Raw genomic sequence first — 17,211 nt, forward strand, 5'->3', positions numbered from 1 at the left:
ATCTAATACAATGGGGGAACATCTATGACTAATATACTAAAAAAATGGAGTAGGTTGAGTCTCGTCAAGCAAATCCTTGTAGGTTTGATTATTGGGATCATCCTGGCCTTAACGATTCCCGAAGTTGCAAAACCTATTTCGATTTTAGGTTCTTTGTTTGTAGGTGCTTTGAAAGCAATTGCACCTGTGTTGGTACTCTTCTTGGTTATGTCGGCTATTGCCCAACATAAGCGTGGACATAAAACGAATATGAAATCCATCATCGTCCTATACCTTTTAGGGACCTTTTTAGCTGGATTAATCGCTGTTATTGCAAGCTTTATTTTTCCTGTAGGTTTAACACTTGCAAAAGGTGCTGAGGGTGTGACGCCTCCTGGCGGTGTGGTAGAGGTTCTCAAAACATTGCTGCTGAACGTGGTAGATAACCCGGTTAATGCCATTGTGAATGCAAATTATATCGGAATCTTGACCTGGGCGGTAATTCTTGGATTGGCTTTACGAAATGCTGCTGATACGACAAAAACATTGATTGGCAATTTTTCAGATGCTATTTCCAAAATGGTTTCATGGGTTATTAAATTTGCCCCATTAGGAATCATGGGTCTTGTATTTGAGTCTATTACAACGAATGGGATTGAGGCATTATTAAGCTACGGGAAATTACTTGCTGTGTTGATCGGCTGTATGGTCTTTGTGGCATTAGTTGTGAATCCAATCATTGTCTTTGCAGTTATTAAGCAAAACCCTTACCCGCTTGTTCTAAAATGCTTAAAGGAAAGCGGAGTTACAGCATTCTTTACACGAAGTTCAGCTTCCAATATTCCTGTTAATATGAAATTATGTGAAAATCTAGGTTTAAATAAAGACAGTTATTCAGTATCGATTCCATTAGGTGCTACGATTAATATGGCTGGAGCCGCTGTTACGATTTCTGTTTTAACACTTGCGGCGGTTCATACACTTGGCATACAAGTGGACCTTCCTACAGCGATTCTGCTTAGCTTAGTAGCAGCTATATGCGCTTGCGGTGCCTCAGGTGTAGCCGGTGGATCCTTATTACTGATTCCTCTGGCATGCAGCTTGTTCGGGATCCCAAATGAAATTGCTATGCAGGTAGTTGGAGTAGGATTTATCATAGGTGTCCTGCAGGACTCTTTTGAAACGGCTCTAAACTCATCTACAGATGTAATCTTTACAGCGGCAGCCGAATTTAAGGAATGGCGTAAAGAAGGTAAAATAATAGAGATTAAAAAAGCGGCTTAACCAATATCATTATCCGCGAATGAGATGCACCCCGTTGATATAATGGGGTGCATTTTTTATGTAGAGTAAAAATTAGAAAAAACATGTGATGGTGAAAATTCGGAAGGGGTTTTTTTGTAGGGCAGAAAAACACCTATATCACACTTAAATGAGAGGGTGAATTTAAAAGAAAAAAGCCACCTTGTCTTCCGGTTTAAAAACAAACAAAAGGGATGCCCAAGTGAATATGGGCATCCTGAGTAGGAACCTTATTACATTGATTCTGCTGGATTTGAAATCTCCTCAAGTGCTTCTCCTGCCTCATCGTCTAGTTTATCTGTGACAGCGAGGTCCCCAAGCGAGACGATCCCAATTAATTTTCCATCCTCTACGATTGGCAGACGGCGGATCTGGACATCAGCCATTAAATCTGCTGCTTCCTCTGCCGTCATATGGACGGTTCCCCGAACAGGGTCAGTTGTCATCACTTTTGATACAGAAGTATCACTTGGCAGCTGGCTCGCCAGCGCTTTTATGACTAAGTCGGCGGTCTGTTGCAAGGCCGGTTAGCTGGTCCCCCTCACAAATCGGAATCACTCCCACATCCAAGTCCTTCATTTTTTGTGCAACCTCGTAAATAGGGGTATCCGGTGGACATGATTCCACATCCCTTGTCATTACCTCTCCTATTTTCAATGTGATTCCTCCCTTTTAAAAATGTTGCTTTCGTTCTACTTTTTAAATTCCCGGGGAATTCAGGTTAAAAACTGTTAGTTTTTGCAAATTTACATAATCGGTTATCCCATTAACGGTGGTAGACTCTGTTAAAAAACCAATTTTTTTTACATTGACGTGTTCAAAATTTAGAGGTTAGAATCAATGATAGTATTATTCTGATACAAAAGACCTGTTAGTTGTGGTAGTGGGCTTAGGTTTGGGCAATATTCAGTGGAGGCTCTGTAAATGAAAATAGCAAAAGTGATTAACAACAATGTAATCAGTGTCCTTGACGAGCAAAAGAAAGAGTTAGTGGTAATGGGCAGAGGCATAGCTTTTCAAAAGAAGCCTGGCGATGCCGTGGACGAGGCACGAATTGAAAAGGTTTTTACCTTAGAGAATAAAGGTATATCGGACAAGCTACAAAAATTATTAAATGACATTCCCATGGAATATATGACTGTATCCGAAGAAATCATAAACCATGCGAAAGTAAAACTCGGAAGAAAGTTAAATGACAATATCTATATATCTTTAACTGATCATATTCACTTTGCGATTGAACGACAGCAAAAAGGCGTGAATATAACAAATGCATTGCTATGGGAAATTAAAAGAATATATAAGGATGAATATGCCGTTGGTAAAGAAGCGTTACAAATGATTCAACAAAAGCTGGGAATTAATCTTCCAGAGGATGAAGCTGGATTCCTTGCGATGCACATCGTCAATGCAGAACTAAACGAAGAAATTCCGAACGTTGTCAATATTACAAAATTAGTTCAGGACGTCTTAAACATTGTTAAATACCATTTTAGAGTAGAATTGGATGAGGAATCATTAAATTATTTCCGTTTTCTCACTCATCTAAAGTTTTTCGCACAACGGCTTTTAAACGGCACATCGATGGATAGAGCAGATGATTTTCTTTACGATTTGATTAAGGATAAGCATAAAGAGGTTTTTGAATGTACGCAAAAAATCAAAGCTTTTGTCGAAAGTGAATATAAACGTGAGTTAACGAAGGAAGAAATGGCCTATTTAGCTCTTCATATTGAACGGGTGGTAAACCGAAAATAATTATACTGGGTGTGAAAGTGGAACAATTTATTGAAAAGAAAGCGTTGACAAAAATTGAAAGCGTATGCTATTTTAAATGTACAAAATAATATTCTTTGATTTTATTAGGATTGTTACTGATAATGCAGGCAAAACCTAAATTGAACCGTCATTTTTTTGCCGGGTCAATTTGGGTTTTTTTATTTCCTGGCTTCAGTTGAATTCAAAGGTTTCGATTACAGGATTGTTACTGGTCACGCAGGCAAAACCTAAATTGGCTTCCGCTATCACCATGGGCGGTCAATTTAGGTTTTTTATTTTTACAAAAAAGGGGAGGAAAAAAGAGATGAAAAAATCAGAGTTAGCTAGAAGAATTCTGGATTTGGTTGGCGGAGAAAGCAATGTGCAAAGCCTTGTTCATTGTATGACAAGATTACGCTTTAATTTACGCGATGAAGAATTAGCTAAAGAACAAGAATTAAAAAAATTAACCGGAGTCATGGGTGTCGCCAAAAAAGGCGGTCAATTTCAGGTGATCATAGGGGACGATGTTTCAGATATGTACAAAGAGATCATGAAAATTGCCAATATTAACAAAAATGGAAACGATTCCATCGGCATCAAAAAAGAAAAACAAAATATCATAAGCTCGGTTTTTGATTTTATTGCAGGAAGCTTCACGCCGTTGATACCAGTTATCGCTGGTGCCGGTATGCTGAAAGCGTTTGTTGCTCTATTTGTATCACTCAACTGGATGTCTACGGACAGTGAAACATATCAAGTTTTAAATATAGTTGGAGATGCAGCGTTTTACTTCTTGCCAATTTTGCTTGCTTTTAGCGCGGCAAAGAAATTTAAAACAAATGAATACATAGCAGGAGCTCTTGCCGCATCTTTGGTATTTCCTTCTTTTGTTGAGATGGCTGCCAAAAACATTGAAACCATTCATTTTATAGGTTTGCCTATCAAGGTTGTCGGTTATTCCTATTCTGTTATCCCAATTCTTTTGGCTGTTTGGTTCTTATCCTATGTAGATCGATTTTCAAATCGAATCGTTCCGAATGCTGTAAGAACGATCTTTGCACCTATGATAACATTGCTAATTGTTGTTCCAGTTACACTGATTGTGATCGGTCCTTTAGGAAGTTATATTGGAAACGGACTTTCAGGTCTGATGAGTATCCTGCATGGAAAAACGGGATTAGTTACAGGAATTATCCTTGGTGGAACCTTTTCACTGATCATCATGACAGGAATGCATTACGCATTTGTACCGATCATGATCCAAAATATTTCCAAATTAGGCGGCGATTTCGTTTTGCCAATAATGGGTATGGCAAATTTAGGTCAAGCCGGTGCAGCCTTTGGAGTTTACCTTAAAGCAAAAAATAAGAATTTAAAATCTCTGGCTGCTTCCACATCGTTTACAGCACTTATGGGTATTACAGAACCTGCAATGTACGGTGTAAACATGAAATTGAAAAGGCCATTTATCGGAGCTGCAGTAGGGGGAGCAGTCGGAGGGGCGATTGTAGGTGCAGTTGGTGCGACAGCGAGCTCAGTGGTAACGCCTGCTTTAGCCTCAATTCCTATTTTCATCGGCGGCACATTTATTTATGTAATGGTTGGGTTTGCCGTAAGTTTTATTGTAGCTGCTGCAATTACTTATATTTTAGGGTTTGAAGAAGCTGAGATAGGAGAGCAGGATTCAACTTTTACTAATGAAGAAGCAGCTGCTGCAAAATCTGAAATGATGGTTGCCGCTGAAGAACTATACAGCCCATTGAAGGGTGAGTTAAAAGCATTAAGCGAAGTTAATGATCCAACGTTCTCTACTGGTATCATGGGCAAAGGAGTGGCTTTACAGCCACAAGAAGGAAAAGTCGTATCACCTGTCTCGGGTAAAGTTACAACAGTTTTTAAAACAAAACACGCCATTGGCATCACCAGCAATAATGGAGCAGAAATCCTCATCCATATTGGAATAGACACCGTTAAATTAGATGGCAAACATTTCACGGCACATGTAAACGATGGTGATATTGTTAATGTGGGAGATGCTTTAGTAACCTTTGACATGGAGGCAATCGAAGCAGAAGGTTTTGACCTTACGACTCCAGTAATTATAACAAACTCTCAGAGTTACCAATCCGTTTCACCAGTAAATGAAGGACTAGTTAATACTAACGAAAAGCTCTTGGCATTAGGAGTGTAACAGTAAGGGAGATTGCCAGTCTCCCTATATGAGAAATTTAAATAGAGGAGGAAAAATCAATGGATCAATATCAAAAGGCCTTTCCGGAAGGATTTTTATGGGGCGGAGCTACTGCTGCCAACCAATTAGAAGGCGGTTATAATGAAGGCGGAAAAGGGTTAAATACACCTGACGTTCTTCCAGGAGGTAAAGTGCGGCTTCAAGTACTAAAGGATCCTGGTTTTGATTTTGAACTAGATCATGAGAAATATATGTATCCAAATCATGAAGCAATTGATTTTTATCATCGTTATAAAGAAGATATTGCGTTATTTGCCGAAATGGGTTTTAAAGCTTATCGCATGAGCATTGCTTGGTCACGCATTTTTCCTCAAGGAGACGAATTAACACCAAACCAAGAAGGTCTCGCATTTTATGACCGTGTATTTGATGAATTACATAAATATGGAATTGAACCAGTTGTAACGATTTCTCACTACGAAATGCCCATTCACCTTGTAAAAGAATATGGTGGATGGAGAAGCCGGGAAGTCATTACATTCTTTGAACGTTACGTAACAACCCTTTTTACCCATTATAAAAACAAAGTAAAATACTGGATGACCTTTAATGAAATAAATAGCAGCTTGCATATGCCGATTTTAGGCCTTGGTTTTGCTATTCAACAGGAAAGCGACCGTTATCAACCAACTTTCCAGGCTTATCATCATCAATTTGTTGCGAGTGCCCTTGCGGTGAAAATAGGACACGAAATCATCCCGGATTCTCAAATTGGATGTATGATTGTATATCTTCCGACTTATTCTGTAGATAGTAATCCGGAAAATGTACTTTATGCGTTGCAAGAAGAACGTCTTTTTAATTACTTCTGTGCAGATGTACAAGTCCGCGGTGAATATCCGGCATTCACAAAACGTTATTTCAAAGAACATGGAATTGAACTTGAAATTCATGACGGTGACTTAGAATTATTAAAAGAAAACACGGTTGATTATATTTCGCTTAGTTACTATATGTCTCGTACCGAGAAAAAAGATAAATCTCCTGAAGAGGTAGGTCAAGGTAATATTCTTGGTGGAATTAAAAACCCATTCCTTAAAAGAAGTGACTGGGGATGGGAAATTGATCCAACCGGCCTAAGAATATCTTTAAACCAATTGTATGACAGGTACAGGGTTCCGCTTTTCGTTGTGGAAAATGGTTTGGGAGCAATCGACACCGTTGAGGAAGACGGTTCCATTAATGATGGGTATCGCATTGATTATATACGTGACCATATTATAGCAATGCGGGAATCAATTGAGGACGGTGTGGAGCTAATGGGCTACACAAGCTGGGGGTGCATTGATTTAGTAAGTGCATCAACAGGAGAATTCTCAAAGCGTTATGGTTTTATCTATGTTGATAAACATGACGATGGCAGTGGTACTTTGGATCGTAAAAAGAAAAAGTCCTTTTTCTGGTACCAAAATGTGATTCGGACAAATGGAGAACAATTATAAAGGAATGAATAGGTCGGTCATTCATTATTGAGTGGCCGGCCAATTCTTTATTTAGCTAATATTCCATGCTAACTCTCAGTATATAGGCAAATGTAATTACGGTAGTTTCGCAAACAGTATACATTCGTTATCGAATCAACGGTTTCAGACTGAAGGAATCCAAAGCGTAATTGATAACATCAATATCATAAATTTTTTTCTCCAAACAGAACTGAATGACCAAGTCTGCGGTCTCGCTGTTTGACAAGGAGTAACCGGCAGCACCTAAGAGTTCATCCGTGTCCGTTTTATCCAGCTCAAGTGCTAATGCAAGAGCGACAATGATATTTTTTCCGGGCCGGTAGTTTGGATTGGAGCGTATTTTTGAAAAAAGTCTACGGTCAATACCGGCTTTATTGTAGATTTCCGGGTCACTTGCCCCTTTTTGATCGATAAAGCTGAACAATGCTTGTTTGAGCGATGGTTTTCGATTATTTTTTATAAAATCTTCTATTTCCCTCTCGTGTATATCCTCAAGGATAAACTCACTCTCTAAATCATGAATTGGTTGAGATACAACGAATACAAGTTCATGTAAGTGATGTTCTACATATTCCCGCATTTCTGCAAGTATCCTATCATTAAGCAAATGATGTACCCCCCCAAATGTCGCTTAAGAAGCGACCAAAATATGGATAAATCCAACTATTATTATACCATGATCAGTAATTTGAGGGGATGATACGTGTGAACAGAAATTTGACTGAAATCATTTTTTTACTTGATAGAAGCGGTTCCATGGCAGGTCTTGAAAGTGATACCATCGGAGGCTTTAACTCCCTGCTTGAAAAGCAGTGCCAACTGGAAGGGGAAACACTTGTTACAGCCGTTCTTTTTGATGATATGTATGAAATATTATGGAATGGGGTTGACGCTAATAGCACTAGGCTCACAGGCAAGGAATATTATGTTAGAGGATGTACGGCACTGCTGGATGCGGTGGGGAAAACCATCTTGGATGTGGGGCACAGATTATCAGAAATGAGCGAGGAGCTAAGACCAGGCAAGATAATATTTGTTATTACGACCGATGGTATGGAAAATGCAAGCCGTGAATTTACCTATGAGAAGGTGAAAGAGCTCATCAAACACCAACAAGAGAAATATAATTGGGAATTTATTTTTATCGGGGCAAATATTGATGCCGCAGAAGAAGCAGAGAGCATGGGGATTAATGCAGGTAATGCATATAACTTTCAAGCTTCAAGCACCGGTGTGGAAGAAATGTATCTTATGGTCCAGGAAGAACTGTCAGAGAGAAGACGGAAAGAATAATAATTTCTGCCGTTAAGACAATGTAGATGATTTAGCTTTGTCTAACTGTAGCGGGGACTTACATATCATCCAGGTTGCATGAGGAAATCTCCGTTTTTATAAAAGAACTTCGTGAAATTGAAGGGGTTGTTTTAGTTCGGACCAAGATAAGTACAATGTAAAGAAACATAAAGTTCTGAGCTTTTTTATGGAATCATTTTCGCGGTATATAGCAAGTGCTGACCAGTTTTATAATTTTTTTCTACGAGGACACTATATACTTAAAAGTGATCTTTATGAGGTGGAGGCTACTTAATGAAGGTACTATCGATGATTCAGCCTTGGGCAAGCCTTTTCGTTTTAGAAGAAGCAAAATATGAAACGCGGACTTGGAGAACAAGTTATCGGGGAGCTCTGGCGATTCACACTAGTAAAAAAATAGATAAAGAAGTCTGTAGCTATCCGGTCATTCAGTCGTTGCTTGGCAGGCACAGGTATACTGTTGAAAATCTTCCTACTGGTAAGATCATTGCTGTATGCAACCTTGTAAATTGTTTAAGGGTAACGGAAGACAATGAAACATGGGCAGTATTGGAGGATGGGCGTGTAGTATCGGGTAATGACTATCTTTTAGGCGATTTCCCTGTCGGTGGTTACGTTTGGGAAGTTAAAGATATGCACATGTTAGATGAATTCATTCCAGCTAAAGGAAAGCTTGGATTGTGGGAGCATGAGCTATGAGAATTCCAGTGGCTGAATTCTCTCTAGGTTATTGGTTGAAATGGCTTTTAAAAAAACCTATAGATAATTTCCATCCGCGGTTACTCCTCAATTTATTAGGGCTTTGGCCGGCGTTACATTATATATAGGTATTTACGTAATTAATATCTTTCACACCTAATCATATTAATTTTCCTAAATATTTATTGAAATATTCAAAAGCTTGAAAGTACGTCAATCCATTTTAAAAAGGGTATAATAAATTGATAGAAGGACTCATTATAATGTCTAATAAGAGGATCCATATAACCTGTTTATAAAAAAATGAATAGCACTTGTTTTTGTTTTCAGAATAAGGACACAAGAAGGGAAAGGGGATACGATGACAAAAGAAATAGGATGGAAATTTGATAATAGTTATGCCCGCCTGCCCAAAACTTTTTATACAAACCAGTCTCCAGATCCTGTAGAGTTTCCGAAGCTAGCCATACTCAATCAGTCGCTTGCGGTATCATTAGGACTTAATGTTGAGGCTTTGCAAGGTGAAGATGGCATAGCGATTTTTGCAGGCAACAAGGTTCCTGAAGGCGCTTCCCCACTTGCCCAGGCTTACGCGGGCCATCAGTTCGGTCATTTTACTATGTTGGGTGATGGCCGTGCAGTATTACTGGGCGAACAGATTACCCCCCGGGGTGAACGGTTTGATATTCAGCTCAAGGGCCCCGGACGGACACCATATTCACGCGGGGGCGATGGCCGGGCGGCGCTTGGCCCAATGCTTCGTGAATACATCATAAGTGAAGCTATGCATGCCCTGGGCATTCCAACTACACGAAGCCTGGCCGTGGTGACTACCGGTGAGGCGGTCATCCGCGAAACCCACTTGCCAGGTGCCATCTTAACTCGTGTAGCTGCCAGCCATCTGCGTGTTGGCACTTTTCAGTACGCTGCTACATGGGGGTCACCCGGGGAACTTAAGGCCTTGGCAGATTATGCGATAAAGCGCCAGTATCCGGAAATTGAGGGTGATAAAAATCCTTATCTTTCACTACTCAAGGAAGTAATCAAGCGACAGGCAGCCCTGATATCAAAATGGCAGCTGGTTGGCTTTATCCATGGTGTGATGAATACCGATAACATGACGATAAGCGGAGAAACCATTGACTATGGTCCTTGCGCCTTTATGAATGAATATGACCCGGCTACGGTATTCAGTTCTATTGACACGGGAGGACGGTACGCTTACGGCAACCAGCCGGGTATTGGAGGATGGAATCTCGCCCGATTTGCGGAAAGCTTGTTGGAGCTTATTCATGAAGAACAGGAACAGGCCATAGAACTGGCCCAGGACGCGATTGCTGAATATCCAGATCTTTATAAACAAAATTGGCTTTCCGGAATGAGAGCAAAACTGGGATTGTTCAATGAGGAAACACAAGATGAAGCCCTTATTAAGGACCTTCTGGATGTAATGAAGAAGTATGGGGCGGACTTTACTAATACCTTCCGGGCTTTGACCATTGGGAAAACAGAAGGTACTGACCTGTTCGGCAGCTCGGAATTTGCAAAATGGCATGATGTGTGGGTGGAAAGATTAGGAAGGCAAGAGGAAACAAAAGAATCCTCACAGGAATTAATGCGGAACAGCAATCCTGCTGTAATCCCAAGGAATCACAGGGTAGAAGCGGCACTCGAAGCTGCAGTGGAGCGCGGAGACTTCACCGTAATCGAAAAGCTTCTTGAAGTTCTTTCACGCCCATACGCCCACAATCCAGAACAAGAAGAATACACCACACTTCCTGAGCCATCAACCATTCCTTACCGTACTTTTTGCGGAACATAATCCATAAATTTGGAATTGTGGGTCTATAGCCATGATCATTTCGTTTTTTATATAATTGTTCCTCAATCAAAAATAAACTGATTTGTGTAGTTGGTGAAGTATGTAGGAAAAGGCATCATTCCGGTGAAACTGGAATGATGCCTTTAAATTTTTTCGGGAATAATGATATTATAGATTTTCAAAACTATTTTACTTTTATTTTTTATCAGGAGAATGGAATGTTCCTTCTACTTCAACAATATCATCCTGATTTAAGCGATCCACTTCAACAATTGTGCGTGGTGGGTATGGTCCCTCACCCCAAAGCTCTTCTTGGATTTCATTCACTAATGGGCGGTATCTGAACATATCTGTAACATACACTACAAGGCGGGTAGCATCTTTAAGGCTTGCCCCTTCAGACTCAGCAATTAGCTTCATGTTTAGGAACGCCTGGCGAATCCGGTCTTTTTCATCTTTGACTAAAGCATCCGTTGCAGGATCGATTCCACGCATACCTGCAACATAAACGGTATCCCCGGCAAGAGTCCCTAAACTCCATGTTCCAGTTGGCTTAATGGCACCTTCAGGAGAAAGTGTCTTTACGCCTAGCTTGCCCTTCAATGGGACATAGAATGTTCCTTCTACTTCAACAATGTCATCCTGGTTCAAACGATCCACTTCAATAATTGTTCGTGGCGGATAAGGACCTTCACCCCAAAGCTCTTCTTGAATTTGGTTCACCAACGGGCGGTATCTGAACATATCTGTGACATACACTACTAAGCGGGTTGCATCATTGAGGGATGCCCCTTCTGATTCCGCAATTAGCTTCATGTTTAGGAATGCCTGGCGAATGCGTTCTTTTTCGTCTTTGACTAATGCATTAGTTACAGGATCGATTCCGCGCATACCTGCTACAAAAACAGAATCCCCGGCACGAGTTCCTAAACTCCATGTTCCAGTCGGCTTAATTGCGCCTTCAGGAGCAAGTGTTTTTACACCCGATTTCTTCTTCAGAGGAGCATAGAATGTCCCTTCTACTTCAACAATGTCATCCTGATTCAAGCGGTCCACCTCGACAATTGTACGCGGCGGATATGGCCCTTCACCCCATAGTTCTTCTTGGATTTCATTCACCAATGGACGGTATCTGAACATATCTGTGACATACACTACTAAGCGGGTTGCATCATTGAGGGATGCCCCTTCTGATTCCGCAATGAATTTCATGTTTAGGAACGCCTGGCGAATCCGGTCTTTTTCATTTTTTACCAATGTATTGGTTGCAGGGTCGATTCCGCGCATACCTGCTACATGAACATAATCGCCCGCTCGAGTTCCTAGACTCCAGGTACCGGTCGGCTTGATTGCCCCATCCGGGGACAAGGTTTTAACACCATTTGGAGATAAATCGGTTTTTGTTTTAGCAAAAATGTCTTGTCCGAAACTAGCAAAAAACAAAATAAGTATAGCAATAATAGACAAAATTTGTCTGTATGGCTTTCCTGCCAAGTAATCCTTAAACATTATTACCACTCCTAAAAAATTACTTTGTTATCAAATTTCACAATACATTAACCTGTTAATTGCTATCACTGAGATAAGATGATTTAAACAAAGCGTCAGTATTTATTCTATGTTCAACCAGTTACCATCTAAGTTTTAGCAATTAATGCATCACCGCCCACAATTATCCTGAAATAATAGGACTAAATATAAAGAACTAGTTTAATATTTGTCAACTATAAATCTTTCAAAGAGTCAATAAAAACTATTTTTATTAAAAAAACACTATGAGACAGTGTGGTTTGGAACAAGTATCTAAACTTTTATTAAAAAAAGACGATAGGTATTTGGTCGGGGTAATTATCAATAGAATGAAATTGGTTAGTGATAATTCTTGTTAAATTAGGCAAAATATACTATACTTCAGCTGTGGGAATTTGTCGAATAAACTCGAATTTTTTCTTAATGTCGAATCTTACTATGTATATTTAAGGTTTGTAAAACAATTGAATAGGCACACCCATTGAAAAATGGGGCCGCAAAACTACAGGGGCTACAACGTGAAACGTGTTATGCCAGCCAGTTGCCGAAATTATTGGAATCCTCCTATTTCGGGGATTTATTTTTTTGTCTAAAACATAGAAAGGAGATCATTGTGAAGTTCACGGTGTGTATACGTTAAATTTTATAAAAATCTATTATAAGAGTGTTTCATGTCGATTAAAGACGAAACCTGCTTTAAAGCATGCATGATTCGTGATACTTATTTTATATAGTAGTGAATGTAAAACTCGAAGAGAATGAGTTTCAAAATCAGCATTTGGAGGACAAATAAGAAATGAAAACCAGAAAGAAACCAAGAGGGAAACTGAAGATGAGGATGAACATCAAGACTCGTTTGATCATCGCTTTTATGGCGATTTTGATAGTTCCAACTACCACGATCGGATGGTTTTCCTATCAAAAAGCGGCGAACCAAATAACAACTGAAATTGAGAAAAACGCTGTGAAAGACGTAGAATCTGTAAACAATCAGATTAACGAACTTCTATCATCAAGCCTGGAGGACCTGGATTACTTAGCGAAAACGGTAAATGGGAAGATGGTTCAAGGGGAAACAAGTCCTGAGCTCAGAAAAATTCTTGATCCAGTCAAGGCAGTCCAGCCTGAATATGATCACGTTCAATTTGCAACGACAACCGGTGTATTATTAAATTCACCGCAGCAGCAATTTGACGCAGGATTTGATGTCAGGGAACGTCCTTGGTACATAAAAGCAATCGAAAACAAAGGAACTGCACTTGTTAACAGCCCGATCATATCACAGGATGAAAAGGTGATCATTGTTCCGTCGAAATCCACAAATGATGGTTCAGGAGTTGTCAGCGTAGTTTTAAGTTTAAGTAATCTTACCGAGCGAGTAAACAAAATCAAAGTCGGAGATAAGGGATTTGTGTCTATTATGGATCAGGAAGGTAAATACCTTACTCATCCGAAGCTTGATCCTGGGACTGAAAATAAAGACGCTACCGTTTCTAAGTTTTACGCTAAAGATTCCGGAATAATCGATTATGAAGCTAAGGAAGAAAGAATGGTTTTTGTCACAAATAAAATGACAGGGTGGAAAATTGTCGGCACCATCGAAATGTCAGAGGTTGCGAGTGCGACAAATGGTATTCTTTATACCACTATTGCTGTTATTGTAGTGTCTATTTTAATCGGCATCTTGCTTGTTCTGTGGAATGTGCGTTCTGTTACCTCACCTCTTAATCAATTAAAAGAAGGCATGAAAGAAATAGCATCGGGTAATTTAGCATATAGAGCAGATTCTAAGCGAGATGATGAGATTGGCCATATATTCAAGCATTTAAATGAAATGAGTGAAAGTCTAAAACATCTAATAGGTAAAATTTCCGCAAATTCGGAGTTAATATCATCATCGGCCGTTCAATTAACAGCGAGTTCTGAACAAACGAGCCAGGCAGCGGAACATATTTCATATACAATCCAAGAAGTTGCTTCGGGAACTGAAAGACAGAGTGAAAGTGTTGAACAAGCAATTAAAATCGTTAGTGAAATGGACCGGGGTGTTCAGCAAATAACCGCCAATGCTAAAAACGTATCGGTAAATGCAAGCAACACTTCCGAGAAAGCAAATATCGGAAACCAGGCGATCCAAAATTCCATACAACAAATGAATGCAATCCAAACAACTGTTAATAATCTTGGAGAAGAAATTAAAGGGTTGGGAGATCAATCCAAACAAATTGGAGATATCATTCAAACGATAACCAACATTGCAGGACAGACCAATCTGCTTGCTTTAAATGCTGCAATTGAGGCTGCAAGGGCAGGAGAGTCGGGCAAAGGGTTTGCCGTTGTAGCGGATGAGGTTCGCAAATTAGCAGAACAATCAGCGGCTGCTGCTGAACAAATCACACATTTGATATCAAAAAATAAGCAGCAAACCGATGTGGCTGTTAAAACAATGGAAGCTACTACACAAGAAGTACTTGCTGGTATTGAATTGGTAAATACAGCTGGCCAATCATTTAACGAAATCAGGAAAGCGACAGATGATGTTACAAAACAGACGGAAGAAGTGGCTGCGGCAATTCAACAAATTTCCGAAAGTGCAAAAATGATTGTAAGTTCCATTGATACAATTGCGGAAGTGGCGCAGAATGCGGCAGCAGGAACTCAAAATGTATCAGCATCGACACAGGAGCAATTAGCTTCTTTAGAAGAAGTATCTGCATCTGCTTCTTCATTATCGGGAATGGCAGAAGAATTACAAATGCTGGTTCGCAGTTTTAAAATATAATTCTATTTAAATCCGTAAGGGCTCCTTTAAGGTTAGGCTTGAGAACGGTTTTGTAAGCAGAATGAAGAGTATCATCGGTTAATTACATTATTTGTTGTGAAAATGGGTTCCTGAAAAATGGAATCCATTTTTTATTGTGGACTTATCCTACCTTCAAATCCTAAAATCGATCTTCATAAGTTAAGGGGAATAACTGATAAGTGGATAGATCTTTTATCAGTTATTTCTCACTTCATGATCTACTTCCAGAAAGTTTCAATTCTTAGAATTTATCATTCTCTTTAATATTTGAGTGGATTTCATCATAAGGTATTTTTAATAGCTTTTAAATAATTTCAGTAACTCATTAAATAGACCAAGGCAGGACCTAGTCTGGATTGAATCTTATATTATTTGAAATTCCCTCTTAGGGCTGGAAGAAAGAATCTACCTTATTTTAATAATTTTCAGCTGTGTCTTATAGTACATAGATTTCCATGGTTTATGCTGTTCACAAAATAGACAAAAAAGCTTGAAAACGTTTAATAATTGCCGATATAATCTTTGTGTAGGATAAGAAATTTACTATTTTTATATACTAAAGTAAGGAGATTTCTTATCTACAGCACAAGTATTTCTCTTTTAATATAAAAGTGGGGTGTTTTTGTCTATGTCAAGATTTGAAGATTTAAATAAAAGTTTTATAAATGGTGAGTGGGTGGAAGGGAATAGCTCACGCACTTTTGATATAACAGATCCTTATGATAACTCAGTAATTACTACTGTCAAATTAGCGACCGCTGAACAGCTTAAAGAAACTTTTGAAATTGCTGAAAAGGCTCAAAAAGAATGGGCTAGATCTACAGCCGAACAAAGAAGAGAAGTTCTTCGAAAAGTACTGGAATTCTATAAGCTAAATCACGAAGAAATCGTGAAAGTGATCGTACGTGAATCGGGTTCTACCATTTTAAAGGGAAATATCGAATTAGCCATTACATATGATGAACTGGAAGCAGCAATCCAATCAGCTGGAGAGCTGGATGAAGTGAGAACGATTCCTGCCCAGATTCCCGGAAAGGAAAATTATATCCACCGTCTCCCTTTAGGTGTTATTTCATCGATCACACCATTCAATTTCCCAACTAACTTAAGTATAAGAACAATCGCTCCAGCTATTGCTCTAGGAAACGCGGTTGTTCATAAGCCTGACATTCAGGTAGGTCTGACTGGTGGCCAAATTATTGCAAAAGCTTTTGAATATGCCGGTCTTCCTAAAGGCGTATTCAACTCCATTTTAACCGACCTGGAAGAAATAGGTGATGGGATGCTTGATAACCCTATTCCGCGGTTGATAAGTTTTACTGGTTCTACCGCGGTCGGCAGACACATTGGCAGGATTGCTGGTGAAAATCTGAAGAGAGTGGCTCTTGAACTTGGCGGTAATGGCCCACTGGTTGTCTTGAGTGATGCGGATGTTGATCAAGCTGTAGATGCTGCCGTTTTTGGTAAATTTGTACACAATGGGCAAATTTGTATGATTACAAACCGTATCATTGTACAAAAAGACAAATACAAAGATTTTGTGGAAAAGTTTGTTGCGAAGACAAAGACACTAAAAGTCGGAGATCCGAAAGATCCTTCTACTGTGATTGGCCCGATTATCAATGAACGGCAAGCTGAAAAAGTAATGGGGTTTGTTCAAAAAGCTAAAGAAGATGGGTTAAAACTGGCTCTTGAAGGTAAGCGTGAAGGAAATGTGATTTCTCCATTCGTATTCATTGATGTACCAAACGATTCTACACTTGCTCAAACAGAGATTTTTGGCCCGGTGGCTCAAATTATCCCTGCTGAAACTGACGAGCAAGCGATTGAATTTGCCAACGACACTGAATATGGCTTATCTTCGGCAATCTTTACTGCTGATCTTGAAAGGGGACATGAATTAGCCCTACAAATCGATGCTGGCATGACTCATATCAACGATCAGACAGTAAACGCGCAAGCTGACGTAGCATTCGGGGGCAACAAAGCCAGTGGTCTTGGACGATTTAGCCATCCTTGGATTGTTGAGGAATTCACAGTCACGAAGTGGGTTTCTGTTCAAAAACAACCACGGCAGTTTCCTTTCTAAGTAAACAAACCTTTGCAAGAAAACTTATTTCATATTGATATTATCCCCTCTAAGAAGATAAGTGTAGAAATCCACAGCTAGGATATTACACTTTTTATGGTGGGGATTATGCTATAGAACGTAATGGAGAAATCTACTAAAAAATAAGAGAATAGTTGAATTAAGGCTGAATTACAGGTTATGTAATTTCAGCCTTAT

The 17,211-nt window shown here is 39.5% G+C and carries 13 protein-coding genes, 1 pseudogene and 1 riboswitch; of the genes and pseudogenes, 10 read left to right on the plus strand and 4 right to left on the minus strand.

Annotation, left to right across the window (positions count from 1 at the left end; genetic code table 11):
• Positions 1–24 precede the first annotated feature (24 nt).
• A complete protein-coding gene (sstT, locus tag CUU64_RS13585) occupies positions 25–1,263 on the plus strand; it encodes a serine/threonine transporter SstT (protein ID WP_101634161.1) in 1,239 nt (412 codons plus the stop codon).
• A 251-nt stretch (positions 1,264–1,514) separates the two neighbouring features.
• Here sstT and CUU64_RS13590 read toward each other — a convergent pair whose 3' ends face one another.
• Both CUU64_RS13590 and CUU64_RS22945 read right to left on the minus strand, forming a co-directional pair.
• Positions 1,515–1,802 carry a CBS domain-containing protein gene (locus CUU64_RS13590; RefSeq protein WP_308302378.1) on the minus strand — a complete coding sequence of 96 codons (288 nt, stop codon included), beginning with the start codon at positions 1,800–1,802 and terminating at the stop codon, positions 1,515–1,517.
• Positions 1,747–1,938: a CBS domain-containing protein gene (locus CUU64_RS22945; protein WP_308302379.1), complete on the minus strand. Its 192-nt coding sequence runs from the start codon at positions 1,936–1,938 to the stop codon at positions 1,747–1,749. Before CUU64_RS22945 ends, CUU64_RS13590 begins: the two co-directional genes overlap by 56 nt.
• Positions 1,939–2,205: 267 nt before the next feature.
• Here CUU64_RS22945 and licT point away from each other — a divergent pair, with 267 nt between their 5' ends.
• From licT to CUU64_RS13605, 3 genes are all read left to right on the plus strand, one after another.
• Entirely contained in the window at positions 2,206–3,039 is an 834-nt protein-coding gene (gene licT / locus CUU64_RS13595; protein ID WP_101634162.1) for a BglG family transcription antiterminator LicT, read from the plus strand.
• 325 nt (positions 3,040–3,364) lie between these two features.
• Positions 3,365–5,233: a beta-glucoside-specific PTS transporter subunit IIABC gene (locus CUU64_RS13600; protein WP_101634284.1), complete on the plus strand. Its 1,869-nt coding sequence runs from the start codon at positions 3,365–3,367 to the stop codon at positions 5,231–5,233.
• Between the two features lie 59 nt (positions 5,234–5,292).
• Positions 5,293–6,735, plus strand: coding sequence for a glycoside hydrolase family 1 protein (locus tag CUU64_RS13605; protein ID WP_101634163.1), 1,443 nt, complete (start codon positions 5,293–5,295; stop codon positions 6,733–6,735).
• Positions 6,736–6,862: 127 nt separating this feature from the next.
• Here CUU64_RS13605 and CUU64_RS13610 read toward each other — a convergent pair whose 3' ends face one another.
• Positions 6,863–7,363 carry a hypothetical protein gene (locus CUU64_RS13610; RefSeq protein ID WP_101634164.1) on the minus strand — a complete coding sequence of 167 codons (501 nt, stop codon included), beginning with the start codon at positions 7,361–7,363 and terminating at the stop codon, positions 6,863–6,865.
• 98 nt (positions 7,364–7,461) lie between these two features.
• On the opposite strand from CUU64_RS13610, the gene CUU64_RS13615 reads away from it, so the two are divergent.
• The 3 genes from CUU64_RS13615 (at position 7,462) to CUU64_RS13625 (ending at position 10,591) form a co-directional block, all read left to right on the plus strand.
• Complete coding sequence (locus CUU64_RS13615) at positions 7,462–8,049, plus strand: vWA domain-containing protein (protein WP_101634165.1); 588 nt, start codon at positions 7,462–7,464, stop codon at positions 8,047–8,049.
• A 294-nt stretch (positions 8,050–8,343) separates the two neighbouring features.
• Positions 8,344–8,769 (plus strand): ASCH domain-containing protein, encoded by a 426-nt coding sequence (locus tag CUU64_RS13620; RefSeq protein WP_101634166.1) that lies wholly within the window; start codon positions 8,344–8,346, stop codon positions 8,767–8,769.
• A 361-nt stretch (positions 8,770–9,130) separates the two neighbouring features.
• Positions 9,131–10,591, plus strand: a complete 1,461-nt coding sequence (locus CUU64_RS13625; RefSeq protein ID WP_101634167.1) for a protein adenylyltransferase SelO — start codon at positions 9,131–9,133, stop codon at positions 10,589–10,591.
• Between the two features lie 195 nt (positions 10,592–10,786).
• Here the strand turns inward: CUU64_RS13625 and CUU64_RS22365 are convergent, their stop codons facing one another.
• Complete coding sequence (locus CUU64_RS22365; protein WP_219621875.1) at positions 10,787–12,100, minus strand: RidA family protein; 1,314 nt, start codon at positions 12,098–12,100, stop codon at positions 10,787–10,789.
• A 482-nt stretch (positions 12,101–12,582) separates the two neighbouring features.
• Positions 12,583–12,670: riboswitch (cyclic di-GMP riboswitch) on the plus strand.
• Positions 12,671–12,992: 322 nt separating this feature from the next.
• On the opposite strand from CUU64_RS22365, the pseudogene CUU64_RS23155 reads away from it, so the two are divergent.
• From CUU64_RS23155 to CUU64_RS13645, 3 genes and pseudogenes are all read left to right on the plus strand, one after another.
• A pseudogene (locus CUU64_RS23155) lies at positions 12,993–13,961 on the plus strand (cache domain-containing sensor histidine kinase); the annotation flags it as partial.
• A complete protein-coding gene (locus tag CUU64_RS23160) occupies positions 13,956–14,903 on the plus strand; it encodes a methyl-accepting chemotaxis protein (RefSeq protein ID WP_374702721.1) in 948 nt (315 codons plus the stop codon). The pseudogene CUU64_RS23155 and the gene CUU64_RS23160, both read left to right, overlap by 6 nt.
• 649 nt (positions 14,904–15,552) lie before the next feature.
• Positions 15,553–17,013, plus strand: coding sequence for an aldehyde dehydrogenase family protein (locus CUU64_RS13645; RefSeq protein WP_101634169.1), 1,461 nt, complete (start codon positions 15,553–15,555; stop codon positions 17,011–17,013).
• Positions 17,014–17,211 lie beyond the last annotated feature (198 nt).

Source organism: Bacillus sp. V5-8f (genome assembly GCF_002863565.1).
Classification (GTDB): domain Bacteria; phylum Bacillota; class Bacilli; order Bacillales; family DSM-1321; genus Peribacillus.